Origin of the sequence: Mediterranea sp. An20 (assembly GCF_002160055.1) — a bacterium.
Lineage (GTDB): Bacteria > Bacteroidota > Bacteroidia > Bacteroidales > Bacteroidaceae > Bacteroides > Bacteroides avicola.
The window spans coordinates 98,750-119,645 of sequence record NZ_NFJV01000012.1; the positions used below are offsets into that span (position 1 = coordinate 98,750).

The following is a 20,896-nucleotide window of genomic DNA, read 5'->3' on the forward strand; positions in this document are numbered from 1 at the left end:
GCTGTCCCAGCATGGCGGACTGACAATCTGTCTCCTGTGTTGGGGCAGCCTCTTCTTATGTATGAATAACGGTCAACCTGTTACCATCCGGGGTTCTGGGTCAGGTTGGGATTGAGCAGGATTTCGTCGGTGGGAACCTGATACAGGTAATACTTCTCCAACCAGCCTCTGCCTTCAGCAACGGGGTCGTTGAAGAGATAGAGGTATCCTTCGGTCATCGAGCCGTTGGTGCCGTCAGACAGACCGGTTTCGGGGTTGTAGAGGGTCATGTTGTTGGCTGAGGCATATTCTTTGGTCACCCAAATGCCTTTCGGTGCACGGTTGAGGAACCACGGAGCCATGCGCCAGCGGCGAACATCGTAGAAGCCGAATCCTTCGCCCATCAGTTCGATGATGCGTTCACGGCGTACTTCCCACAGCAGGGCGGGTACCTGGATGCCGGCATCGTTGCCTGCCGGATAATAGTAAGGACGGTCAGGATCGAAGTTGTCGTCTATTTCAGCCACGTTCATGCGGGCCACTTCGGCACGGTCTCTCAGTCGGTTGATACTGCGGTCGGCAGCAGCCTGGTCGAATGAACCGAGTTCGGCTTTGGCTTCTGCATAGTTCAGCAGCACTTCCTCAATTTTAAAGATAGGCTTGTCGGCCACGTTGAGGCTACCGTTGTTGAAGTTTTCTTCCCATCCGCACCATAATTTCCACAGGTAGTAACCGGAACGGCATTGCACGTAGGCACTTGTGCCCAGGCGGGGAATTTCCGGTACCAGTGAGGCCGACCAGTTCTGTGCCGGCAGGCGTTTCATGCCCACGCCGGGATTGCTGCATGTGTAGTTGGCACCCATGATGTCAATATACTCGCGGTCTGCCGGGTCATCGGTGTAGCCCCATGTGGCATTCGGGTTCTCTTCCGGTTTGTTGGCACCGCCCGCTTCTACCGTATAGGGTGGCATTACGGTGTGGTAGAGGCGCGGGTCGCGGTCGCGGAAGGTGTCATACATGGTATGGTCGCCGTAGTAGCCCGATTCCGGGTTGTGGATGGGTTTTCCGTTCTTCATCAGGTAGAGGTCCACTGTGTTCTGGTTCATTTCAATGCTTTGGCTGGAAGTGTGCTCTAAGTAGCATCCTCCCTGCACGGGGTTCACATCCGTAACGTATGATTTGTAGAGGATGATGCCCGGCACCAGGCCCAAATCGTCCGTAGTCCACATTTCACCATATCCGGCTCCCGGCTGTCCGTCAGTTCCGGTATAGAGGGTGGGGTAGTCGGCCATCAGCAGTTCCGATACGCGTATACACTCATTGAGCAGGGCATCGGCTCCATCCATGTTGTGATACTTGCGCCAGGTACCTTCGCGCAGGGTGAAGCGCGAAATAGCTGCACGCACACAGTCGCGGTTGATGGTGTTCGAGCCGTCCTGGTCCTCAAAGTCACCGATATGTTCTTCTGCCCATTGCAGGCGTGTCAGCACCGAGTCGGCTACCTCAGCGCGCGGCATCCGTGCGCCATAGGTTTCGGGTGAAGACTCGTCCAGGACTTTGTTTACCCAAGGCACATCGCCAAAGCGGTTGATGAGCTCCATGTACCAGAAAGAGTGGAAGAAGTAGCCTACCGAGCGCCAGTGGTCCTTCTCGGCCTGTGTCATCTCTGCCTGGTCCAGGTGGGACAGCATGATGTTGACGCGGCGGATGAAGGAACTGAAGTCCCAGCCGTTGCCCGAAGTGGCATTGCCTATTGTCTGGTATGCATACTCGTTGAAGCCGCTTTGTCCACGGTTATTCAGGTAGTTGGCGTCCACGTCGCCTTCGTATTGTCCGCCTACGCCCCATCCGTTGTTGCGGGTCGAGGTAGCAATGGTGGTATTGGTGAACATCTCGTAGCAGGGCCACATGAAGCTCTTGAAGTTGTCATAAGAAGAGAATGCATTGTCTTCTGTCAGGTCGGTGATGGGTGATTTGTCCAGGAAACTGTCATTGCATCCGGTCAGTGTCATCCCTGCTAAAGCCACAATGCCTATAATCAGTTTTTTCATAATTCGTTGTTTTTTTATGGTTGTTAAAGTGAAAGATTGATACCGAACGAAACCGTGCGGGAAGCCGGGTAGTTCCATGACAATGTTTCCGGGTCGATACCTTTGGGAAGCGAGGTAAATGTAGCCAAGTTTTCTACACTCACGAATGCTTTCAGTGAGGAGAGGCTGATCTTATTTATCCATGCCTTGGGAAAATTGTATGAGAACGTCAGGTTCTTGATGCGCAGGTAGGAAGCATCAGACAGGTATCTGTCGGACTGCCGGTAGTTGGAACCCATGTTGCCGTATTCGTCATAGATACGCGGGAATTCGGCATTCGGGTTGGCGCAGGTGTAGTCGCCGTTGGCGGCATCCACCGGTCTCCAGTAATTTTCCGTGCCTTCATACAGTGCAATGAATTTGAAGTCGCTGTACATGGGGAATACCATGTTGTTGGCCAACCAGGCATCGCGTTTTCCGGTGCCTTGCAGGAAGATGCTCAGGTCGAAGCCCTTATAGCTGGCTCCTAAGTTGATGCCATAGAGATAACGTGGCAGGTTATTGCCGATTATCTTGCGGTCGCCCGGATTGTCATAAGTGCCTTCGCCTTCGTATATCACGTTTTCGCCCATGGTTTCATCGTCCCGCAGGTTTTTGAATTTCACATCGCCCGGACGCGGGTTGTAGCCGTTGATAGTAGTAACTCCTTCCTTCAGTTGCCAGGTCTGGGTATCGACAAAGTCATCTACCGTGTAGAAGCCATCATAGACATAGCCCCAGATTTCTCCCAATTCCTGACCTTCATAGAAGCTGCTCAACAATTTGGACTCATTACTGTCATACTTGGTGATGACACTCTTCGAGTCGGACAGGTTGAAGCCTACCCGGTAACTCCAGTCGCCGATACGGTCGCGCCAGTTCAGGTTGATTTCCCAGCCGCGTGTGCGCATGTCTGCCGTGTTCTGATAAGGAGCGCTGGCACCTACTACGGCCGGCAACTGCATGCCCGGTGCCAACATGCCCACCGTGTTCTTCTGGTACCATTCAAACAGACCGCTCAGGCGGCTGTTGAACAGCGCGAAGTCAATACCCACGTTGGTAGTCTTTACCTTTTCCCAGGTAAACGATGTGCTGACCAGAGAAGGAAGGGTTGTGATGGCGGCTACCCGGTTGCCGTCTATCAGCCATCCGTTGTAGGTATTGTTGATGGTCATGGACGGAATAAATGCATACTCCATGATATTCTGGTTACCGATCATACCGTAAGAAGCACGGGGTTTCAGCAAGTTCAGCCAATCCTGTGTGCCGCTCATGAATTTTTCCTGTGTGATGTTCCAACCTACCGATACAGAGGGGAAGAAACCGAAGCGGTTGTCTTTTGGGAAGCGGGAAGAACCGTCGTAACGACCGTTGACTTCCAGCAGGTATTTGTCCTGGTAGTTGTAGTTGACCCGGAAGAAACCGCCACGCACTGCATATTCTGAATAAGAATCTGTAGCTGTCAGGGTAGACGTACCGCCTCCTAATGAGGGCACTTCCGTTACTGCCTGGCCGTATGAATAGTTATCTACCGTTTCACGATAGCTTGATTCCTGGTTAAAGCCAGCCATTACCTTGAAATGATGGTCTGTTGCCAAGTCAAAGCTATATGTACCATACAGGTTGATGGCATTGTAGTCAGTGTACCGTTTATTTTTACGCAGGTAGTCGTTGGACGGATATTCATCTGCTCCACCTTGTATAGTGGTCATGTGTATCTTGCCTGTATAATAATGGTAGTCGTAGATATTCTTGTCATACGTGTATTCAAAGGCGATTTCCAGTCCTTTCAACGGTTTCAGGATGGACTTCAGGAAGATTCGCGGATTGTCATAAAGAACTTTGTTCGTATTGGCAAGTAAAATCTGGTTCTTGGGCGTGAAGAAAGGCAAATTATCATCGTCCTTTCCGTATCCCGCAGGCATGTTCCCTTCCGGATAATAGGATATAAGGCGGGTGCCGTAGATGGCGCCGACTGGAGACTGGGGATGGTTGCGCTTGCTGTGGGCGTAACTTAAAGTAGCCTCCTGAGTGAACCACGAGGTAATATCGGCCGATAAGAACGCGCTGACGTTCATACGGCGGAAGGAGTCCTTGTCGGTGATCAATACACCATCACTGTCCACCAAGCCGGCCGACAGACGATAACGGAGCCGGTTCGTACCTCCGCTTACCGAGATGTTGTGTGTTTGCCTGAAGCTGGTTTCCAGCATGTTCTTTACAAGGTCTTTTTCGTTGAGGAAGTACAGTGCACCATTGCTGTCCCGATAGATGCCGTCGCCCTGTGTAGGTACGGAAGAGGGGTCGGCCTGGTATTGGTCCAACAATTCCAGCCAGCGGGTGACACTGGGTGTGCCCAGCGACCAATAATCGTCGCCAGATGCTTCCCGGTATGCTTCCAAATACGTTCTCAGCGATGTCTGTTTGGGCAGGTTCATGGCGCTGGAGAAAGCGAAGTTGTTGTTGTAATTCAGTTGGAAGCGTGCTTCTTTGTCGGGGCGCTTGGTCGTGACCAAGATAACGCCACCGGCAGCGCGGGCACCGTAGATAGCTGTTGAAGCGGCATCTTTCAGCACCGTAACCGACTCGATGTCATCCGGATTCAGCAGGTCGATGTCGCCCTCCACGTTGTCAATCAATATCAACGGGGCTACAGTGGCTCCGTATGAACCATCGCTGTTTTGGATACCCAATGAGTAGGCACCACGAATCTGGAACGACTTGCTGTCGCCCACCGCGTTACCACCGCTGCTGACCAGCAGTCCCGGTACAGCTCCCTGCAAGGCTTCTGAGGCACTTGTCAACGGACGGTCTCCCAAAGCTTCATCCATTTTTACAGTGGTAACGGCACCGGTCAGGTTGGCTTTCTTCTGTGTGCCGAACCCCACTACTACCACTTCGTCCAGTGTCTGGTTGTCTTCTTGTAATGTGATTTTCAATGGACTTCCAGCTTTGGCTGCAATTTCTTGCGTTTTATAGCCAATGAACGATACCACGATGGTGGCCCCTTCATTGACTTGCAGGCTGAAATTGCCGTCTATGTCGCTGATGACCCCATTGTTAGTTCCTTTTTCCATAATGGTGGCACCTATCACAGGGCCCACATTGTCATACACCGTACCTGTTACGGTCATTTTCTTCACTTGTTGTTGGGAGTAGGTTCCTGGCGTTTCGCTGGCATACATTCCGGCGGGTGTCAAGAAAGCTCCACAGAAGGCTGCTGCATAAAGATACACCTTCACTTGAGTAGAAAATTTCTTCATGTTTCTCTTTTTTGGTTTAGACTATTATTAATTAACTCAATAATTTGTTTCCATATTTTTTCCTCCGGTTCGTTTTCCTTTTCCGGAGAGTTTTGAACTGCTTCCCACTGTTCACGCATCTTCCGCTTCACGACAGGCAGGCTTGCTGCTCGTTTTAGTTCATCCGTCCGGGCACACATACACATCACGGCTTTTAGCATCTTTATTATATGTTTGCCTGCGTGTTTCATGGGTTCGACAATTTGCATTTATTATAAATACACGCATTCTCTGCCTTTCCCCCCAAGCTCAATTGATTTTTTTTAAATCTAATTTGTCCTTTTGAAGAATAAATTTGTCTTTCTACCCTTCCGCATTGTAAATGCGGACCGGCCGGATTGCGGGCTTTTCTGCCGGGTAATCGGGGCGGCTGTAAGCAGATGAGTCCGGCAGAAGGCAAAAGTATAAGCAGTAAAATCCTGGGGTATAAGGAGCGAATTGCCAGGCGCTAAGAAGCACGCTTGTTGTATATAAGAAGTAACTTGCTGTACAACAGATATATATGCTTTTGCTTATGTCGTATATACTCTTGCAGGAAAAGGTCGGAGCGTCTTGCCTGCTGACTATTTTTAAAAGACTTTTTTCTGTTTATTTAAATATTTTATTTGTATATTTGTTGTAGTTTTAGATAACTTATTTGACTATCAACTTTTTGTAGAAAACTCGCACGAGAACGGGCAACGGATAAGAAAATGCGGAACTGTTTGGTAGTGCCATATTTCTCATGCTTTCAAATAACTCTTTATCTCTTCCGCAAAGGTAACACTTCTTTTTGAAAAGGCATCATAAATAAGCCGCAATCTCATAGGGCAGATTAAACTCACCGATGCAACTTTTCATTACAAATAAGCGAAAAATAATCTTTTCGGGCAATCAAAACCCAATTTTTCTCTCGGCCTTTTATTGATTTTATACTGTACGTTCCTGATGTACAATCTGTCATAATTGTCAATCGGTTCTCCTTTTGGTATATATTGCCTGACCAGTCCGTTTGTGTGTTCATTCAGCCCCCTTTCCCACGAGGAATACGGGTGGCAAAAGAAAAATTGAGCCTCCAGCTTTTTGGCTATCAGTTCGTGTTCAGCAAATTCCGTCCCGTTGTCCGAAGTGATTGTGTGCACATGCCTTTTGTATGGCGTGAGCATCCGGATGACGGTTCCCGCCAATCCCTTGGCGTTCTTCCCTTGCGGGAGCTTTGCCATCATCAGGTATCCCGTCTTCCGTTCCGTGAGTGTGACTATGGCCCCCTTGTTGTCCTTGCCCACAATCGTGTCTATCTCCCAGTCTCCAAATCTGGAACGTGCGTCCACGACGGCCGGCCGTTCTTCTATCGACACCCGCCCTTTGATGCCGCAACGGCCGCCCACCGGGCGCTTGCGGTGCTTCAGCCTGTGCCGGAGGTTCAAGTAGAGCGTGCCGCCATTTTCCTTGTCCTCCCGGACAAACTGGTATATGCGCGTGTGACTGACCATCTCCCTGCCCTCCCGGCGGGCCAGCCCGACAATCTGCTCCGGGGAGTACTGTTCCTCGCACAAGTCCCGCAACACCCGCTTGCGGACCGCATCCGTAAACTTGCGCGGACGGCGAAAGCGCTCCTTGCGCTCATCGGCCATCTCTTGCGCCAATGCGGGGTGGTAGCCATGCTTGCCGCTGTTCCGTTTCAGCTCGCGGCTGATGACTGACTTGTCCTTGCATATAATTTCCGCAATTTCTTTTTGGCTGTGACCCGCTTGCCGTAATGCGGAAATTTGATACCTTTGCTCGCGGGTCAATTGATTCTTCTTTTTCATTTACAACTCAAATGTAAGATTTTTGACCTTAAAAACAGTCGGAATTCCCCGACTGTTTACTTATTTGAGTTGCATTTTCTAGTTTAATTTACCTAGAAACATATCGGAAAGTGAAAAGCATACCGTAGCCGAGTCCCCATAACCACAGGCAAAGGTAATCCGTGTTCTTTTCGTACAAGCAAGGCCAAGCCCTTCGGGTTCGTGGAAAAAATCATCCTCGCCCGGAGGGCTTGCGGTATTTTTTCCCGAAGCCTTGCATGTACGGAACACGACCTTTTTAAGCCTGTAGTTATGGGAACTCCGGCCCCAGAAAGCCGGACTAACAAAAAATCATAGTCATGTTGCAGAAAACAAAGAACAAGTACACCGTCGAAACACTCAAAGCACTGAATGTTTCCTATGACCATGACCACCGGCTGACACAGGAAGATACGGATATGGTCAACGCCTATGTGGAACTGATAGAGGGGACACGGTCCGAAACCACCCCGCAGGTCGGGGACAGACTGATTTATACAGACAGGCACGGAAGCCATTATGGCAATGCGCTCATTGAAAAAGCCCTGGAAACAGGCTGCGTTTATATATGCGAAGAGCCCTACATCCCTTTCCTGTGGGAAGAAGACGGGAATATCCGCCTGAGCGTCAGCGGCGGGGCATTCCATTCCGTCAATCCCCAAGAAATGAAGTTTGTCCGATGGACAGAAGGCGCCTTCAAGGACTGGGGATATTGCGGAGCCTGCGCCAATGGCGCCGTGGCATTCACGGCAAGAGTGCCATTGTGGTCCTATTCCGAACCGGAACCTCTTTACGGCAAATTCACGACGGAAACCTACCGCCGTTTTTATCTTCACAGAAAGACAGATGCGGACACGGGAAACCTTTACCAGGGTGACGGCATCGCTTTCCGTGACGAAACCGAGTTCCGGCAATTCCTGAAAGATTACGAAGGAACAGTATTCAAGGGCAATTGGGAAAACCAGATTGTGGTATGGTGCTTCCGCCGCGAATATGTATTCCTGCCATCCGCCGAATGGGCAAGGATTGATGTCCCGGCCGAAGAGCGGAGGCTCAACTTCCATCCCGAGCAAGTGAAGATTGTCAAGGACATGGAAAAGCACACCACTTACTTTTACCGGATCCAATCACAGAATTTTCAACACATAAAATCCAACTGACATGCAAACGACAGCAACAGCCAGGGTCGGCAACGCTCCCGACCTGCTTTCCAGCATTCTGAGCGTACAGGTAAGAAACGAAGAGATAATCACGGAACAGGACCGCCAGTACTGCCAACGGCAGCAGGACCTGCTCTACAAGACACTCGACCAGATAGACCGGTGGTACGCCATCTTCAAGGAGGACGCGGAACGATACCGGGAAGAAAAGAACTTCAAGTATGAGGACAACGGCAAGGTTCCCGTCCGGAACTGCCTGATCAGTGACTTCGGAAAGGATGACTATTCGCACAACGAGTTCAAGCCGTTCGACCAGATCAACGACCTTGTGGACAAGAACCACAACGCCAACGCGAATTTCGCCGACCGCATCATCTCCTATTTCAACAAGACCTACAACGTGGCGGTACCCGTTTCTGCGGTTGATGAAAAGACCCTGCGCATGGGCTTCCGTCCCGTCTATCAGACCTATGTGGATGCGGTCATTGAACACCTGGGCGGCAAAAGCTTCAGGGAAACAGCCGAGGAAGAACTGCTGGCCCGTTTTCTGAAAACGGTACGGCCTTCCTGCTGGAGCAAGGTCAAACCGGAACTGAAAAATGACAGGATAACCTTTCCCGAAATCATCCGCTTCGACGAGTTCACCATGCAGTACAGCCATAGAAACAGTATCTCCTACAACTACGGCGGTGAACTGGAAACACTCTGCGCCGGTATCGCCTACGGTGCGGATGACATACTGAACGGAGACTCAAAGATGATTATCCATTTCAACGGCAACGACGTTTCCGTCAGCGGCTGGTACAATCTCACCCTGACCAATGCCGAGCAGATCAAGTTCTACAAGAACGGACGCATCGACATCCGTTTCAAGGACAGTCAGACCGCAGGAAACTGTTACAGGCGGTTGCGGCTGGACGAAATCACGCTCCAGGAAGACTGATTCATGAAAAGCTTATTCCGGCACCCCGTAAGGCATCCTTGCGGGGTGTCTTCGTTTCCAACCATTAAAAAGTAAAGACATGTATGCCATCATACCACAGAAGATACCGCAGGACAGGCGTGCCGAGGTCAACGAGAAGATACTTTTCGCCATAGGCTCCGGCAAGGACCTCATCCCGAAGGAAAGCATCTACAACTGCTACACGGGCATCGGAGGACTGCACAGCCTCAGACAGTCGGACTTCGCCAGCTACCACGAATATGCCGAGGCCAAGAAGGAGTCCGAGATGGGACAGTTCTTCACCCCGCATGAAGTATGCAGGGACATGGTCGGGATCCTTTCCCCGACATCGACGGAAATGGTCCTCGACATGTGCTGCGGCATGGGAAACTTCTTCAACCACCTGCCCAACCCGCACAACGCCTACGGCTTCGACATAGACGGCAAGGCGGTGGCCGTCGCAAGACACCTCTACCCGGAAGCCCATATCGAGAAATGCGACATACAACAGTACAATCCCGAACATCGTTTCGACATCGTCATAGGCAACCCTCCCTTCAACCTGAAGTTCGATTACAGGCTGTCACAGGAATACTATATGGACAAGGCTTACGACGTGCTCAACCCCGCCGGAATCCTGATGGTCATCGTCCCGCTCTCCTTCATGCAGAGCGAGTTCTGGGAAAAGACCCGTGTGGCAGGTGTCAACTCAAATTTCTCCTTCATCGGCCAGACCCGGCTGGACCCGGCAGCCTTCGCCCCCGTCGGAGTGCGGAACTTCGCCACGAAGGTCATGGTATTCCACCGCCGTTCCATCCACATGGAAATGCATCCCTACAACGCGGAAGAGTTTGTCAGCATGGAGGAACTTAAAGAACGCATTACCGAAGCGCGGAGGATGAAACGCCGGCTGCGCCTTCAACTGATGCGGGAGGCCAGCCACATAGACAGGGAGGAACTGGAAACATTCGAGTACAGGCTGGCCAAGTTCATGTACGAGCTGAAGGCACATCCCGCACTGAACAGGCACATCAAGAAAGCGGAGGCCCTGGTCACGAAGTTCCGCAACCAGAAACCGCCGGAGGGCGCCACCAAGGAGCAGATGAAGGAATGGGAACGCAGGAAGCTCACGACGGGCAAGGTCCTCGGCATCATACGCAGGTACATCACCTCGCAGAACATGGTGCCCCGCAAGGAGGTGGCGCTGGTGAAGACCTCCTACGGCTTCAAGCTGAAACAGTACGCCCCACGTCTGCTTGACAAGGTCACGCACAAGGCGGCAGGCATCAACGACCTCGTGCTGGGACGTGCCGTACTGCCTGTGCCGGAACTGCCGACAGAAAAGAACATGAGCCAGATCCGTGCCGCCGAGAAGCTGATACGGCGCAAGCGGAAACAGTATGAAATGCAGGACCGGCAGTTCCCGGAAATGGAGGAAGACGGCAGGCTGAAAGAATACCTGGACCGTTGCACATTCATCAACAGGGACGGCGAAGTCTGCGAATTCACCTCCCTGCAGAAACACGACCTGAATCTCGTGCTTCAGAAACGCTACGCCCTTCTGAACTGGCAGCAGGGCTCGGGCAAGACCACCGCCGTCTATCACCGGGCGAAATACCTGCTCAAGTTCCGGAAAGTAAGGAACGCCGTCATACTTGCACCGGCCATCGCCACCCACATGACCTGGATACCGTTCCTCACCGTAAACAGGGAGAGGTTCAAGATGATAAAAACGGAGAGTGACCTTGAGAATATCCCGGAAGGGATGTTCCTTGTCGTCTCCACCTCCATGCTCGGCAGGCTGAAACGGGGACTGACACGTTTTGTCAAGCGCACGTCAAGGAAACTGTGCCTGGTCTTCGACGAGTCGGACGAAATCACCAATCCCATGTCACAGCGTACAAGAAACGTCCTGTGCATATTCAGAAGGCTCAGGTACAAGATCCTTGACACCGGGACGACCACCCGCAACAACATAGCGGAACTGTACAGCCAGTTCGAGCTGCTCTACAACAATTCGGTAAACATGATATGCTGGAGTCCGCAGATCTACCGCGAGAACAGGAACCGGGAAATAGAAGAGGACAGCAACCCCGATTACGGCACCCCGTTCCCCGCCTTCAGGGGGCATGTGCTGTTCCGCGCCTGCCACTGCCCCGGCAAGGCCACCGTGTTCGGGATAGAGAAACAGAACCAGGACGTCTACAACAAGGACGAACTTTCCGGACTCATCGGCAAGACGGTCATCACCCGGAAGTTCCGTGACTTCGCGGGAGAGAAATACCGGATACGCACACATGCCGTCCGTCCTTCGGAGGGGGAACGCGAGGTGTACCGCGTCATCATAGAGGAGTTCTACCGCATCTGCGAACTGTACTACAACAGCACGGGTGACACGAAAAAGGATGCCGGCCTGAGACTCATAAGACAGATCAAGCTGCTCATCAAGGCCTGCTCGGTGCCGCACCTGATAGACGGATATTACGGAGACGGGTATCCCTGCAAGACAAGATACATTGAAAGGCTTGTGAGGAGAATCCCCGGCAAGGTGGCCGTCGGCTGCACCACGCTGGCATCCTTCGACCTGTACGGGAGCTACATCCGCGAACATTTCCCCGACAGGCCGGTATTCGCTGTCAAGGGGGACGTGGCGTTCAGAAAACGCCAGGACATCGTGACGGAGTTCGACTCCACCATCAACGGCATCCTGGTATGCACGCAGCAGAGCCTGAGCAGCTCGGTGAACATACCCACCTGCAACGACGTGATACTGGAATCCCTGCAATGGAACATCCCACGGATGGAACAGTTCTACTTCCGTTTCATACGCCTGGACTCCAGGGAAATGAAGAACGTGCATTATGTCACCTACGAGGATTCGGTCGAGCAGAACCTGATGGCGCTGGTGCTGGCCAAGGAACGCCTGAACGATTTCATCAAGACCGGGGAGGTCAGGGAGCAATCCGAGATCTTCGAGGAGTTCGACATCACGATGTCCGTCATCGACAGCCTGCTTGTCCGCACGGAAGACAGCGAAGGAAAGATACACATCAGCTGGGGCAGCCAGCGCATCAAGGAGTGAGAGAATGAGAATGATGGCAGCAGACCGCAGATTCCATTCCACAGGCAAAGGTAGCCCGTGTCCTTCCTGGCCGTGCAAGGTCAGGCCGCGGGCGGTTTTACGGAAAATCATCCTCGCCTTTGCAGGCTCCGGTATTTTCCGTAAAAACCCTGCACAGCCGGGACACGGCCCTTTGCCGGCCCGTGGAATGAAATCCACGGTCATGAACCATTCATTGACAACGACAAAAAAAACAGAAGATTATGGACTTGAACCGTTCAGAAGTGTCCGTGACGACACAACACCTCATAGATATCAGGCAGGAAAAGGACAACTGGCTCCGGATGTCGGATTTCGGCGACATGGGCGAATTCCTCAATGCCTGTTCGGACCTGTTCCCGAAGGAACGCGAACCCGAGTACAGATACCTCGGATGGGAAGACATACCCGACCTGCTGATCAGCCGGGAATGGCTGTGCCCCAACTTCTTCGACATCAGGGACGCGCTTGAAACGCTCGGCGGGGAAGACGCGGAGCATTTCATCACATGGAGCGGGCATTACGGGTATGACCTCACCGCTGACGACCCGTACATGATGGTCTCGCACTATCTGGACCTGTACGGGCATACCCTCACGGAACCGGAGGAAGACCCTGCGGACATGCCGGCGGGCGAACTTATATACACGGGAGTCTCAAGCAATTACCTTGACATGGCTCCTTACCGCTACGAGATATTTGACGATGACTACAATTAAAAACGACGGACATGAGAATCAATTTCAAAGGACCGGTAATGCCGGTGGACCCGTATTCACAGCTGGCATTCGTGGAGATACTGAACATCATCCTGGCGGCCAAAAACATCGTGGACGTGAACAGGCTTCTGATAAACAGGAACGTCAACCCGAAATTCGGCTCGCTGTCCGGCTATTTCAGATGGTCATTCGCTGGGGACCGGTTCACGCTATGGCAACGGATGGACTACAACTCCATGCTGTGTTTCAATCCGGGAATACTGGAGATACACTTCGGAGCCCTGGCCGCCAGGGACAACGGGAAAGACATCAATGTATTCAACTGACAAGAACAACGGATATGGCAACGACAGTCAAAGTCCCCAACCGGGATATCGCAATACGGGCGTTCGATTACCTGCGCCACGAACACAAGACATTTTCAGCTTTGCGCCTGGCCCATCACCTGCTCCACCACGAGGGCATCTCTCTCGGCATAGGTGACACGGATTGGGATATTGACACGGCCCTGCAAAGGTTCGGCGGAGAGCCGAGAAGCGGATACGGGCATTCCGCCCGCTTCGATTTCAACGGGAAGACGGTAATGGAACGTGACAAGTTCCAACAGGTATTCCATGAAGAGGACAGATAACCGGAGGGCGGCCGCAAGGTCGCTCTCCTCTCATTTATAAATTCATGTACGGGAAAATGAATCCTGCCGTACACAGGTGACAGAAATGAAAGGACAGGAAAAACTGACGATGGACTTTGTGAAATCGCTCATGGAGCCTTCCTACACATGGGTGTGGGTGGATTACCGCGACAATCTTGACAACTGCCGAGACACTATTCAGAAATGCCTGGAAGAAAGGAACTGTGAAAGACTTTTGGAAAAAGTGGACGAATGGTACAGTGACGCGGAATGGGAAGCGGTCCGTGATATTGTCGCAAAACTGAAGGATGAATGCATCAGTTCCCATGACTTCGGAAAAGAAGCCGTGGAACAGTTCTTCGGAGAATACGAATATGAAATCAGGGAGGAAATATACAGCCGTAATTCCTCAGACATACTGAAGGAACTGGTCAAGAATACGGATGACATTCCCGTGCGTGTCGAGATGTTGTCCGACTATGACTGCATCAATTCCAACTGGCTCGAATCACAGGACGGCTACCGGTATGAGGAATCCTATTTCGGGGACATGGTGGATGCGCTGAATCTCAATCCCGCCAGAGTAAAGAAGACGCTTAAGGAAAAAGGCTATAAGACATGCGGCCGCTTTCCGGACAAAAAGCACAGGGACGGCAAGGAGCAGGTATCCTACGGGCAGTTCTATCAGGAACTCATCAACTCCTGCTGCGGAGCCAACCTGCTGACCTATATCGGGAAAGTAAGTCTGGAAGAACTCTATGACACCGGATTCTCGTTCAAAGAAGTCATTATTCCAAAAGGCAACTGTTGCGGGCTGTTCAGTTCCATGTACGGTGGAGGGAGCCTTCTTGAAATGGAGCTCAGAGAGGACATCAGGCTGAGACTGGAAGTCAAGGACTACCACGGATTCCGTTTCCGGCTTGACAACGAGAGGTCAACCTATGAATGCTCCATCAAGCGTGTCTATGGAGTATGCGATTCCTTCTTCGGTGAAAAGATAAGCCTTGTCGCTTCATGAGATTGACAGTCAATAAACCAAATACATAGGATTATGGAAAAGAAATATGCAATCATCCTCTTCAAGGAGAAAGAATACCTGTGCAGCCACGAGGACGGCTGCTATTGTGACGTATCCTGTCCGATGATGACATTTACTGAAGGCGAAGACGACTTCAAAATTCTGGAACCTGACCAAAACCGGTCTGAAAGGACGTTTTCTTACCATGAAAAGGCATTGAGTCTTTCTCCCGGATTCTACACGAACGGCTGGCCTGCCCTGTTCCTGGAAGTGCCGGACACGGGAGAGACCTATACGGTGCTTACCGTCAACCTGGAAGACTCTCCGGCATTCGGGATTCCGGACAGGACTTTCATTGACACCGGCAACAACCCGGATGCGATGGAATTCCTCATAAGGAACAACCTTGCCGAAGACACCGGCTACAGGCGCAGGAGCGGATGGGTGGAATATCCGATGGTAAGACTGAACCTGCCGGAGCTGTACCGGATATCCCCGGAGGCTTTCGGGGATGGACTGACAACAGAAAATGAACAATAACCCAATCATAAAATTAAAGATTATGACAAAGTACGATGTAAGAGTAAGGTACTCCTTCGAGGGTACCTACAAGGTCGTGGCCGAGGACCGCGACGAGGCGGAAAGAATGGTAACGGAAGACTGCGGGCTGGTATTGGGCGGCAACATCCACACCACCTGTGACGATGACGAGGTGACGGACTGGAAGTTCGGCAGCCATCCCGACATGCAGATCCTGTCTTTCAGGGAACGGGACAAAAAAGGCAAGGTAAAATACACCGCCATGTGTTTCGGCGACAGGATTGAAGAGCTGCGTAAGGATATCATAGAGGCCATCAGGCAGCTGCTTTATGCCCACGGGCTGAAAGAAATATCATTTGCCGACAACGATGAAGACCCTGTATGGGTCATCTGGTTCGGCAAGAACGGAGACCCCTATGAATGCCGGGTAACGGGACTTGAAGTCACGGACAACAGCCTGACGGTATTCGCATCGGAAAAGGAATGCGGAGAAGAGGTGGCCTGCCGCACTCCTTACGAGCTCGGAGCCAGCAACATCGACTGGCTCAACCAGATGTATGAGGCGGCCATGCTGCAGCTTGAAAACACAAACGGAAACTCTTAAAGAACGACAATATGGCAGCAAGAATCAACATGAACAGACACGTCCGGGAAGGATGGACTGTCGGAGCGTTCATCAGGGAACTGGCACCGCAAATAGAAACAATCATGAGCGGCCAAAGCTGGAGAAAGCCTTTCAGGGACAAGCAGGAGCTGGTGGACTGGTGCAGGGACAACCAGCCCTATTACAAGAAAAGGATTCCCGAGGTGAACAGCCATTTTGCAAGAATGTACAACCTCAAATAGAAACGCAGTATGAAATATCAAGCGGAAAACGCGGTATCCAGCTTCTTCTACTATATGTGGAACAGCTGGAACGAGGAAGAATGCAGGATTGTGTACGGAGGCATGTCCCGTCACTTCTGGGAAAAATGGTGCCAGATGACGGACAAGGGAGTGTTCGGGGCCGCCGAACGGTTTTATGTGGAACTGTCGGACACCTACCGGGAGCTTCTGGTGGAACGGGCCGTTGAACTTTATGACGGAAAAGCATTCCGAAAACAGCCGGAGGACAGGGAAATCCTTGTGTGCGCATCCTGCGGATCAAGGAAAATAGAAATCCAGGCTTGGATTGATGCCAATACCGACGAACTCCGCAGCGACGTGGATGACGACATGGACAGCCGGTGGTGCGGAGAATGCGAAGGCCATACGGGCTTCGACATGCTGGAGGGCTTCAAGCGGAAGATGGAAACCTGGTGGGTCTCCGCGGACCTCCGGCTGAAAGGAAGGATAACCGGTCTGAAAGGGACGGACCATTTTCCGGATAACGGGCCACAGGCATTTGCCGATGCCGCAGATGCCTGGTGGAAATCCCTGGACTATGACCGGAAACGGAACATTTACAAGGAATACGGACATTAAAGTACAGATTATATGAAAAGAAACATCATTGACCTGATCTGCGGCTCATGCGGCTGCGGCAGGCAGGAGGCACAGGAATACCTGGATGCCGAAATCCGGTACCTGCAGGAATTGCAGGACGCGAATGACCTGAGAGACGGCGACATAGAGGCCGCGTGCGGCAATCTCGGTCTTGACCTTGACTTCCAGGAGTATTTTGTCAACCGCCTTGCAGGGGCATAAAACTTTACGCTTATGACTTATTTTCAAGACATACGAAGTCTGGCGGACCTGAAGAAAGAGTACCGCCGTCTGGCAATGCTTCACCACCCCGACAAGGGTGGTGACATTGCCGTCATGCAGCAGGTGAATATCGAATTCGAGAAACTGTTCGATATATGGAAAGACAAATCCTCCATCCCGTCGGATTCGACAGGTTACGAATATGACTGCCAAGGTGCCACCGCAAGGGAATACACAGAATACGTGTACAATGAATACCGCTGGAAAGGCCGCAATTACAAGGGGCAGCACGCCCCCGAAATCGTCGGACTGGTGCGGACATGGCTCAAGGAGACCTATCCGAAATACAGGTTCTCTGTCCGCAGGAGCGGATACAGCTCAATCAACATCCGTCTGATGACGGCTGATTTCGAGGCTTTCACCAAAGAATCCGGGAAAGTGCAGGGAGACATCAACCATTACCATATCGCATCCGACATGTCCCTGACGGACCGCGCGAAAGAGGTGATGACGAATGTCCGTGATTTCGTGATGTCGTACAATTTCGACGACAGCGATCCCATGACGGACTATTTCTGCACCAATTTCTACCTCACTCTCGGAGTCGGCAACTATAAGCAGCCCTATAAGGTCGAACTGCCGGAACTCACGGGGAAAGACAGCCCTGAAGTGTTCACGCATCCCGAAGGACCGGCACACAAGGCGTTACGCCAGGCACTGGGCAAGGCACGGTTCGGCTTCATCGAGAGCCGGAGGCATACCGGGGAAATGATACTGGGGGAAGACTTTTACGGTTCACAGGGCGAACATTATTTCTGGCCTAAAGAGTATTCAAGCGCAAAAACGGCCCAAAAACGTATCGACAAACTGGAGGCTGCCGGAATGCGGTGCGAACTGACCGGCTGCAACAGAGGATACATACGGCTGCTCGGATATGCTCCGGAAACGGAAAAATGCCTGGAACAAGAACGGCAGGAAGTCGCCATTGCGCACAAGGCATGGCAATCAAAAAAACAATATACAAACGACCATTTAATTTAAGATATTATGAATAAGGACAATGTAAACAAATGGTGGTGCAGCCTGCCAGAAAGTATCAGGCTGAAACTCTCCGGGCATGGCATCACGGATATATTGCAGGAACCGGACACTTCAGTTCAGGCTACTTTATACCGGTATGCCCGGCTCAGAGCCGTCGGAACAGAGAAAGACAAGGACGAGGAGCGCTCGCTGCTCAATGAAGTCGCCTGCGGATTAAGCGATCTTGTCCTCGCCGGAAATAACGGAATGGCTCTTGAAGACATGTGTAACGAAGACGGTGAGTTCCTTGAAGAATACCAGGAACAATTCGACAAGTTCTACGACCGCTATGAGGAAACTCTGGTGGAGATAAACTGGGCTGTCATCATTTCACATACAGGAATACCGACCTCAGAACTCATCCGGCTGTTGGAAAAGTTCGGATACAAACGGGTGGATATGGATGAGAATAAAAGAATACCCAAAACATTTTACACTTATCATAGGGGACTTCACATCAACGCCACAGAAAACTTGTCCTTCCACATCGTACCGCAGAAGGAGAGTCTTGGACTTGGGCGCTTTGCCGTGTGTGCGGTCAAAAACGGGGTGGGTTCGCAACTGGGAACGGACCATGCCCCGTTCTTTTTCCAACGCCTCTTTGCCTTCCTGAAAAGTGAAAGGAGCGAAAAAGAAATCATAGATGAAATATGCAGCAACAAACAAACTGAATAAAGTATGAAAGCAAAAGTTTTAAGATACAGATTCGACGGCAACGCCATCATCGCCCCGTATATGGACCTTGAACCCTATGCGGAGAATGTCTTCATCTCGCTGGTAAAGAAAAATGAAAGCGGAAATGAAAGTGCAGACTGTTTCTATGTGGTCTGCAAGATAAGTAATGTCTATTTCACCTGCGGCGAGTATCCACGCTACATCCTTGACAAGGAGATAGCCCGTGAAGAAGCTGAAACATATTGCAGAAACTGGATAGCGAAGACCTTGAAGAATGCGGAAAGCGGCAATTGTGTCACCCAATTGGACATCCGTGTATTCGAGGAGCTTGGCCTTGATCCCGTTCCTTTGATGCAGGCACGTGAAGCGTACACAAAAAAGCTGGAGCAGAAACGTCTGGAAATGAAAATGGAAGAAGAGGAGAAAAGGAGACAGAAGGAAACAGAATGGCAACAGTTGCTTGATGACAACAAACGGAAATTTCTGGCAGGTGAAAAAATCACGGCTGAAATATTCCTTGAAATCACCAAACGCGACGGCTTTGACATCCATATCCGGACCAAAGGGACATTCAACAGGTCTGTAATAACCATAGACAAAGAGACGAACATGAACTTCAGGCTATACAAAGGCCGCCGCATTCCAGATTTCACAGGCTGCGACAAGGCGGTCAGGAATTACCTTGCCTTCCTTTCCGGGAAATAAAAAACCGAAAATGGTACAGGACAAAAGCGGTGACGGGCAGAAAGGATTCATTTCAAACGTCACCGTTTTCCTTTCTTAAATAAAGCCCGATGTCTTATCATATACAGGGGGTACTGCCGCATTTTCATTTCCGGCCTGCAAAGGTAGCCCCGTGCCCCGTGTACCGTACAAGGCCATGCCCCGGAGGGGTTGGCTGAAAGAAAATCGTCCTCGCTGCGCTGCGGTATTTTCTTTCGCCAAGCCTTGTTACGGTACGGACACGGGACAGTCAGGCAGGCGAGAAATAAAAATACCGGCTCCCGGAGCCGGACGTGTTTAACAGATAAAATACAAAAGTCATGAAAATCCTGAATCAAGAACATTTCGAGAATGTAAAGCGGTATGCCGCATCCATCGGTGACACCTCGTTGCAAAAATGCCTGGACAGGCTGGAACAATGGGAGAAGAATCCCAACTACCCCTGTGAGATTTCACTCTACTACGACCATGCCCCGTATTCGTTCGGCTTCACGCAGCGTTATCCCGACGGCAAAACAGGCATCGTGGGCGGCCTGCTCTACCACGGCATTCCGGACAGGTCCTTTGCCGTCACGCTGACACCGTTCCACGGATGGCAGATACACACCTGATGACAGAAAACATAGTATTAACTTTATAAAATTCAAGATTATGTACACATCAGCAGCATTGGAAAGACAACAGCAGTTTGACTTTCAGAACAACGGAATCGAAGTAATGAACTTCGAGACTCTCCAACGTACCTACAAGGAGAATGATATCTACGGCAAGCCTGTCCAGGGCATCTATCACTACCAAGTCCTGCAGCGCATGACGGACATCTGCGAGAAATACAACCTCGACTACGAAGTGGAGGAAATCTTCGCGGCCCAGAACCGGAACAAGACACAGCCCGGCGTGAGCATCCTCCCTCAGGTGGAACAGACTCACGGGGAAAAGGCCGTGGAAGCCCATATCCTCCGGCGCATCTTCGCCACCATCCGCATCAAGGACTGGGAGACGAACGAACTGACCACGACACTTGTGGTCGCCTACCACCAGGACGGCATACAGGCGGCCATCGGCCCGTGCGTGAAGATATGCCACAACCAGTGCATCCTCTCGCCGGAAAGGAGCGTATGCAACTACGGGAAGAACAAGGTGACGACGGAAGGGGTATTCGAGACGGTGGACGGCTGGCTGGCCAACTTCGAGGTGAACATGAACGAGGACATCGGGCGGATCCAGCGGATGAAACGCCGAACCGTTTCCCTGGAAGAAATTTATATGTACATAGGACTGCTGACGGCCATGCGCGTGGCCCACGACAGTTCGGACAGGAACCTGTCATCCTCCGTGGAAACCTACCCGCTGAACCAGGGACAGATTTCCGTATTCACGGAAGAGGTGCTGAAACTGTTCAATGAAAAGGGACAGATTACCACCTGGGACCTGTACAACGTGGCCACCGAGATCTACAAGCC

At 51.4% G+C, this 20,896-nt stretch carries 21 protein-coding genes; 17 read left to right on the forward strand and 4 right to left on the reverse strand.

Translation table 11 applies throughout. From position 1 onward, the window contains the following. Positions 1-80: 80 nt before the first annotated feature. From B5F34_RS08790 to B5F34_RS08805, 4 genes are all read right to left on the reverse strand, one after another. Complete coding sequence (locus tag B5F34_RS08790; RefSeq protein WP_087337482.1) at positions 81-2,030, reverse strand: RagB/SusD family nutrient uptake outer membrane protein; 1,950 nt, start codon at positions 2,028-2,030, stop codon at positions 81-83. Positions 2,031-2,053: 23 nt separating this feature from the next. Next, positions 2,054-5,233, reverse strand: coding sequence for a TonB-dependent receptor (locus B5F34_RS08795; protein ID WP_239448894.1), 3,180 nt, complete (start codon positions 5,231-5,233; stop codon positions 2,054-2,056). Between the two features lie 74 nt (positions 5,234-5,307). Next, complete coding sequence (locus tag B5F34_RS08800) at positions 5,308-5,541, reverse strand: hypothetical protein (protein ID WP_140392989.1); 234 nt, start codon at positions 5,539-5,541, stop codon at positions 5,308-5,310. Between the two features lie 648 nt (positions 5,542-6,189). Next, positions 6,190-7,140: an IS30 family transposase gene (locus B5F34_RS08805; protein WP_087337493.1), complete on the reverse strand. Its 951-nt coding sequence runs from the start codon at positions 7,138-7,140 to the stop codon at positions 6,190-6,192. A 338-nt stretch (positions 7,141-7,478) separates the two neighbouring features. Between B5F34_RS08805 and B5F34_RS08810 the strand changes: the two genes are divergently transcribed. The 17 genes from B5F34_RS08810 to B5F34_RS08895 form a co-directional block, all read left to right on the forward strand. Then, the gene (locus B5F34_RS08810; RefSeq protein ID WP_087337496.1) at positions 7,479-8,318 is read left to right on the forward strand and encodes a DUF4121 family protein; all 840 of its coding nucleotides are present in this window, start codon (positions 7,479-7,481) and stop codon (positions 8,316-8,318) included. 1 nt (position 8,319) lies between these two features. Next, positions 8,320-9,261 carry a hypothetical protein gene (locus B5F34_RS08815; protein WP_087337500.1) on the forward strand — a complete coding sequence of 314 codons (942 nt, stop codon included), beginning with the start codon at positions 8,320-8,322 and terminating at the stop codon, positions 9,259-9,261. A gap of 79 nt (positions 9,262-9,340) precedes the next feature. Beyond that, the gene (locus tag B5F34_RS08820; protein WP_087337501.1) at positions 9,341-12,343 is read left to right on the forward strand and encodes an N-6 DNA methylase; all 3,003 of its coding nucleotides are present in this window, start codon (positions 9,341-9,343) and stop codon (positions 12,341-12,343) included. Between the two features lie 242 nt (positions 12,344-12,585). After that, on the forward strand, positions 12,586-13,080 hold the full coding sequence (locus B5F34_RS08830) for a hypothetical protein (RefSeq protein ID WP_087337504.1): 495 nt from the start codon (positions 12,586-12,588) through the stop codon (positions 13,078-13,080). 11 nt (positions 13,081-13,091) lie between these two features. Continuing rightward, complete coding sequence (locus B5F34_RS08835; protein WP_087337507.1) at positions 13,092-13,406, forward strand: hypothetical protein; 315 nt, start codon at positions 13,092-13,094, stop codon at positions 13,404-13,406. 14 nt (positions 13,407-13,420) lie between these two features. Further along, on the forward strand, positions 13,421-13,711 hold the full coding sequence (locus B5F34_RS08840; protein WP_087337510.1) for a hypothetical protein: 291 nt from the start codon (positions 13,421-13,423) through the stop codon (positions 13,709-13,711). 85 nt (positions 13,712-13,796) lie between these two features. Continuing rightward, positions 13,797-14,729, forward strand: coding sequence for a hypothetical protein (locus B5F34_RS08845; protein ID WP_087337513.1), 933 nt, complete (start codon positions 13,797-13,799; stop codon positions 14,727-14,729). A gap of 33 nt (positions 14,730-14,762) precedes the next feature. After that, positions 14,763-15,269 (forward strand): DUF4313 domain-containing protein, encoded by a 507-nt coding sequence (locus B5F34_RS08850; protein WP_087337516.1) that lies wholly within the window; start codon positions 14,763-14,765, stop codon positions 15,267-15,269. 22 nt (positions 15,270-15,291) lie between these two features. Further along, positions 15,292-15,873 carry a hypothetical protein gene (locus B5F34_RS08855; RefSeq protein WP_087337519.1) on the forward strand — a complete coding sequence of 194 codons (582 nt, stop codon included), beginning with the start codon at positions 15,292-15,294 and terminating at the stop codon, positions 15,871-15,873. 11 nt (positions 15,874-15,884) lie between these two features. Continuing rightward, the gene (locus B5F34_RS08860; RefSeq protein WP_087337522.1) at positions 15,885-16,115 is read left to right on the forward strand and encodes a hypothetical protein; all 231 of its coding nucleotides are present in this window, start codon (positions 15,885-15,887) and stop codon (positions 16,113-16,115) included. Positions 16,116-16,124: 9 nt separating this feature from the next. After that, positions 16,125-16,733, forward strand: coding sequence for a hypothetical protein (locus tag B5F34_RS08865; protein ID WP_087337525.1), 609 nt, complete (start codon positions 16,125-16,127; stop codon positions 16,731-16,733). A 12-nt stretch (positions 16,734-16,745) separates the two neighbouring features. Then, on the forward strand, positions 16,746-16,955 hold the full coding sequence (locus tag B5F34_RS08870) for a hypothetical protein (RefSeq protein ID WP_087337528.1): 210 nt from the start codon (positions 16,746-16,748) through the stop codon (positions 16,953-16,955). Positions 16,956-16,967: 12 nt separating this feature from the next. Continuing rightward, the gene (locus tag B5F34_RS08875) at positions 16,968-17,996 is read left to right on the forward strand and encodes an LPD29 domain-containing protein (protein ID WP_087337531.1); all 1,029 of its coding nucleotides are present in this window, start codon (positions 16,968-16,970) and stop codon (positions 17,994-17,996) included. 6 nt (positions 17,997-18,002) lie between these two features. Then, positions 18,003-18,710, forward strand: coding sequence for a hypothetical protein (locus B5F34_RS08880; RefSeq protein WP_087337534.1), 708 nt, complete (start codon positions 18,003-18,005; stop codon positions 18,708-18,710). Positions 18,711-18,713: 3 nt separating this feature from the next. Then, entirely contained in the window at positions 18,714-19,415 is a 702-nt protein-coding gene (locus B5F34_RS08885; protein ID WP_087337537.1) for a hypothetical protein, read from the forward strand. A 338-nt stretch (positions 19,416-19,753) separates the two neighbouring features. Next, the gene (locus B5F34_RS08890; protein ID WP_087337540.1) at positions 19,754-20,044 is read left to right on the forward strand and encodes a DUF4120 family protein; all 291 of its coding nucleotides are present in this window, start codon (positions 19,754-19,756) and stop codon (positions 20,042-20,044) included. A 40-nt stretch (positions 20,045-20,084) separates the two neighbouring features. Then, positions 20,085-20,896, forward strand: an 812-nt coding sequence (locus B5F34_RS08895) for a DUF932 domain-containing protein (protein WP_087337544.1), incomplete at its 3' end; no start/stop codon positions are given.

Coding starts and splice junctions, on each gene's coding strand:
- B5F34_RS08840 (WP_087337510.1), top strand. CDS start 13,421: ATGGCAACGACAGTCAAAGTCCCCAACCGGGATATCGCAATACGGGCG.
- B5F34_RS08890 (WP_087337540.1), top strand. CDS start 19,754: ATGAAAATCCTGAATCAAGAACATTTCGAGAATGTAAAGCGGTATGCC.
- B5F34_RS08860 (WP_087337522.1), top strand. CDS start 15,885: ATGGCAGCAAGAATCAACATGAACAGACACGTCCGGGAAGGATGGACT.
- B5F34_RS08855 (WP_087337519.1), top strand. CDS start 15,292: ATGACAAAGTACGATGTAAGAGTAAGGTACTCCTTCGAGGGTACCTAC.
- B5F34_RS08885 (WP_087337537.1), top strand. CDS start 18,714: ATGAAAGCAAAAGTTTTAAGATACAGATTCGACGGCAACGCCATCATC.
- B5F34_RS08865 (WP_087337525.1), top strand. CDS start 16,125: ATGAAATATCAAGCGGAAAACGCGGTATCCAGCTTCTTCTACTATATG.
- B5F34_RS08795 (WP_239448894.1), bottom strand. CDS start 5,233: ATGTATGCCAGCGAAACGCCAGGAACCTACTCCCAACAACAAGTGAAG.
- B5F34_RS08790 (WP_087337482.1), bottom strand. CDS start 2,030: ATGAAAAAACTGATTATAGGCATTGTGGCTTTAGCAGGGATGACACTG.
- B5F34_RS08875 (WP_087337531.1), top strand. CDS start 16,968: ATGACTTATTTTCAAGACATACGAAGTCTGGCGGACCTGAAGAAAGAG.
- B5F34_RS08805 (WP_087337493.1), bottom strand. CDS start 7,140: ATGAAAAAGAAGAATCAATTGACCCGCGAGCAAAGGTATCAAATTTCC.
- B5F34_RS08845 (WP_087337513.1), top strand. CDS start 13,797: ATGAAAGGACAGGAAAAACTGACGATGGACTTTGTGAAATCGCTCATG.
- B5F34_RS08870 (WP_087337528.1), top strand. CDS start 16,746: ATGAAAAGAAACATCATTGACCTGATCTGCGGCTCATGCGGCTGCGGC.
- B5F34_RS08810 (WP_087337496.1), top strand. CDS start 7,479: ATGTTGCAGAAAACAAAGAACAAGTACACCGTCGAAACACTCAAAGCA.
- B5F34_RS08850 (WP_087337516.1), top strand. CDS start 14,763: ATGGAAAAGAAATATGCAATCATCCTCTTCAAGGAGAAAGAATACCTG.
- B5F34_RS08830 (WP_087337504.1), top strand. CDS start 12,586: ATGGACTTGAACCGTTCAGAAGTGTCCGTGACGACACAACACCTCATA.
- B5F34_RS08820 (WP_087337501.1), top strand. CDS start 9,341: ATGTATGCCATCATACCACAGAAGATACCGCAGGACAGGCGTGCCGAG.
- B5F34_RS08800 (WP_140392989.1), bottom strand. CDS start 5,541: ATGAAACACGCAGGCAAACATATAATAAAGATGCTAAAAGCCGTGATG.
- B5F34_RS08815 (WP_087337500.1), top strand. CDS start 8,320: ATGCAAACGACAGCAACAGCCAGGGTCGGCAACGCTCCCGACCTGCTT.
- B5F34_RS08880 (WP_087337534.1), top strand. CDS start 18,003: ATGAATAAGGACAATGTAAACAAATGGTGGTGCAGCCTGCCAGAAAGT.
- B5F34_RS08835 (WP_087337507.1), top strand. CDS start 13,092: ATGAGAATCAATTTCAAAGGACCGGTAATGCCGGTGGACCCGTATTCA.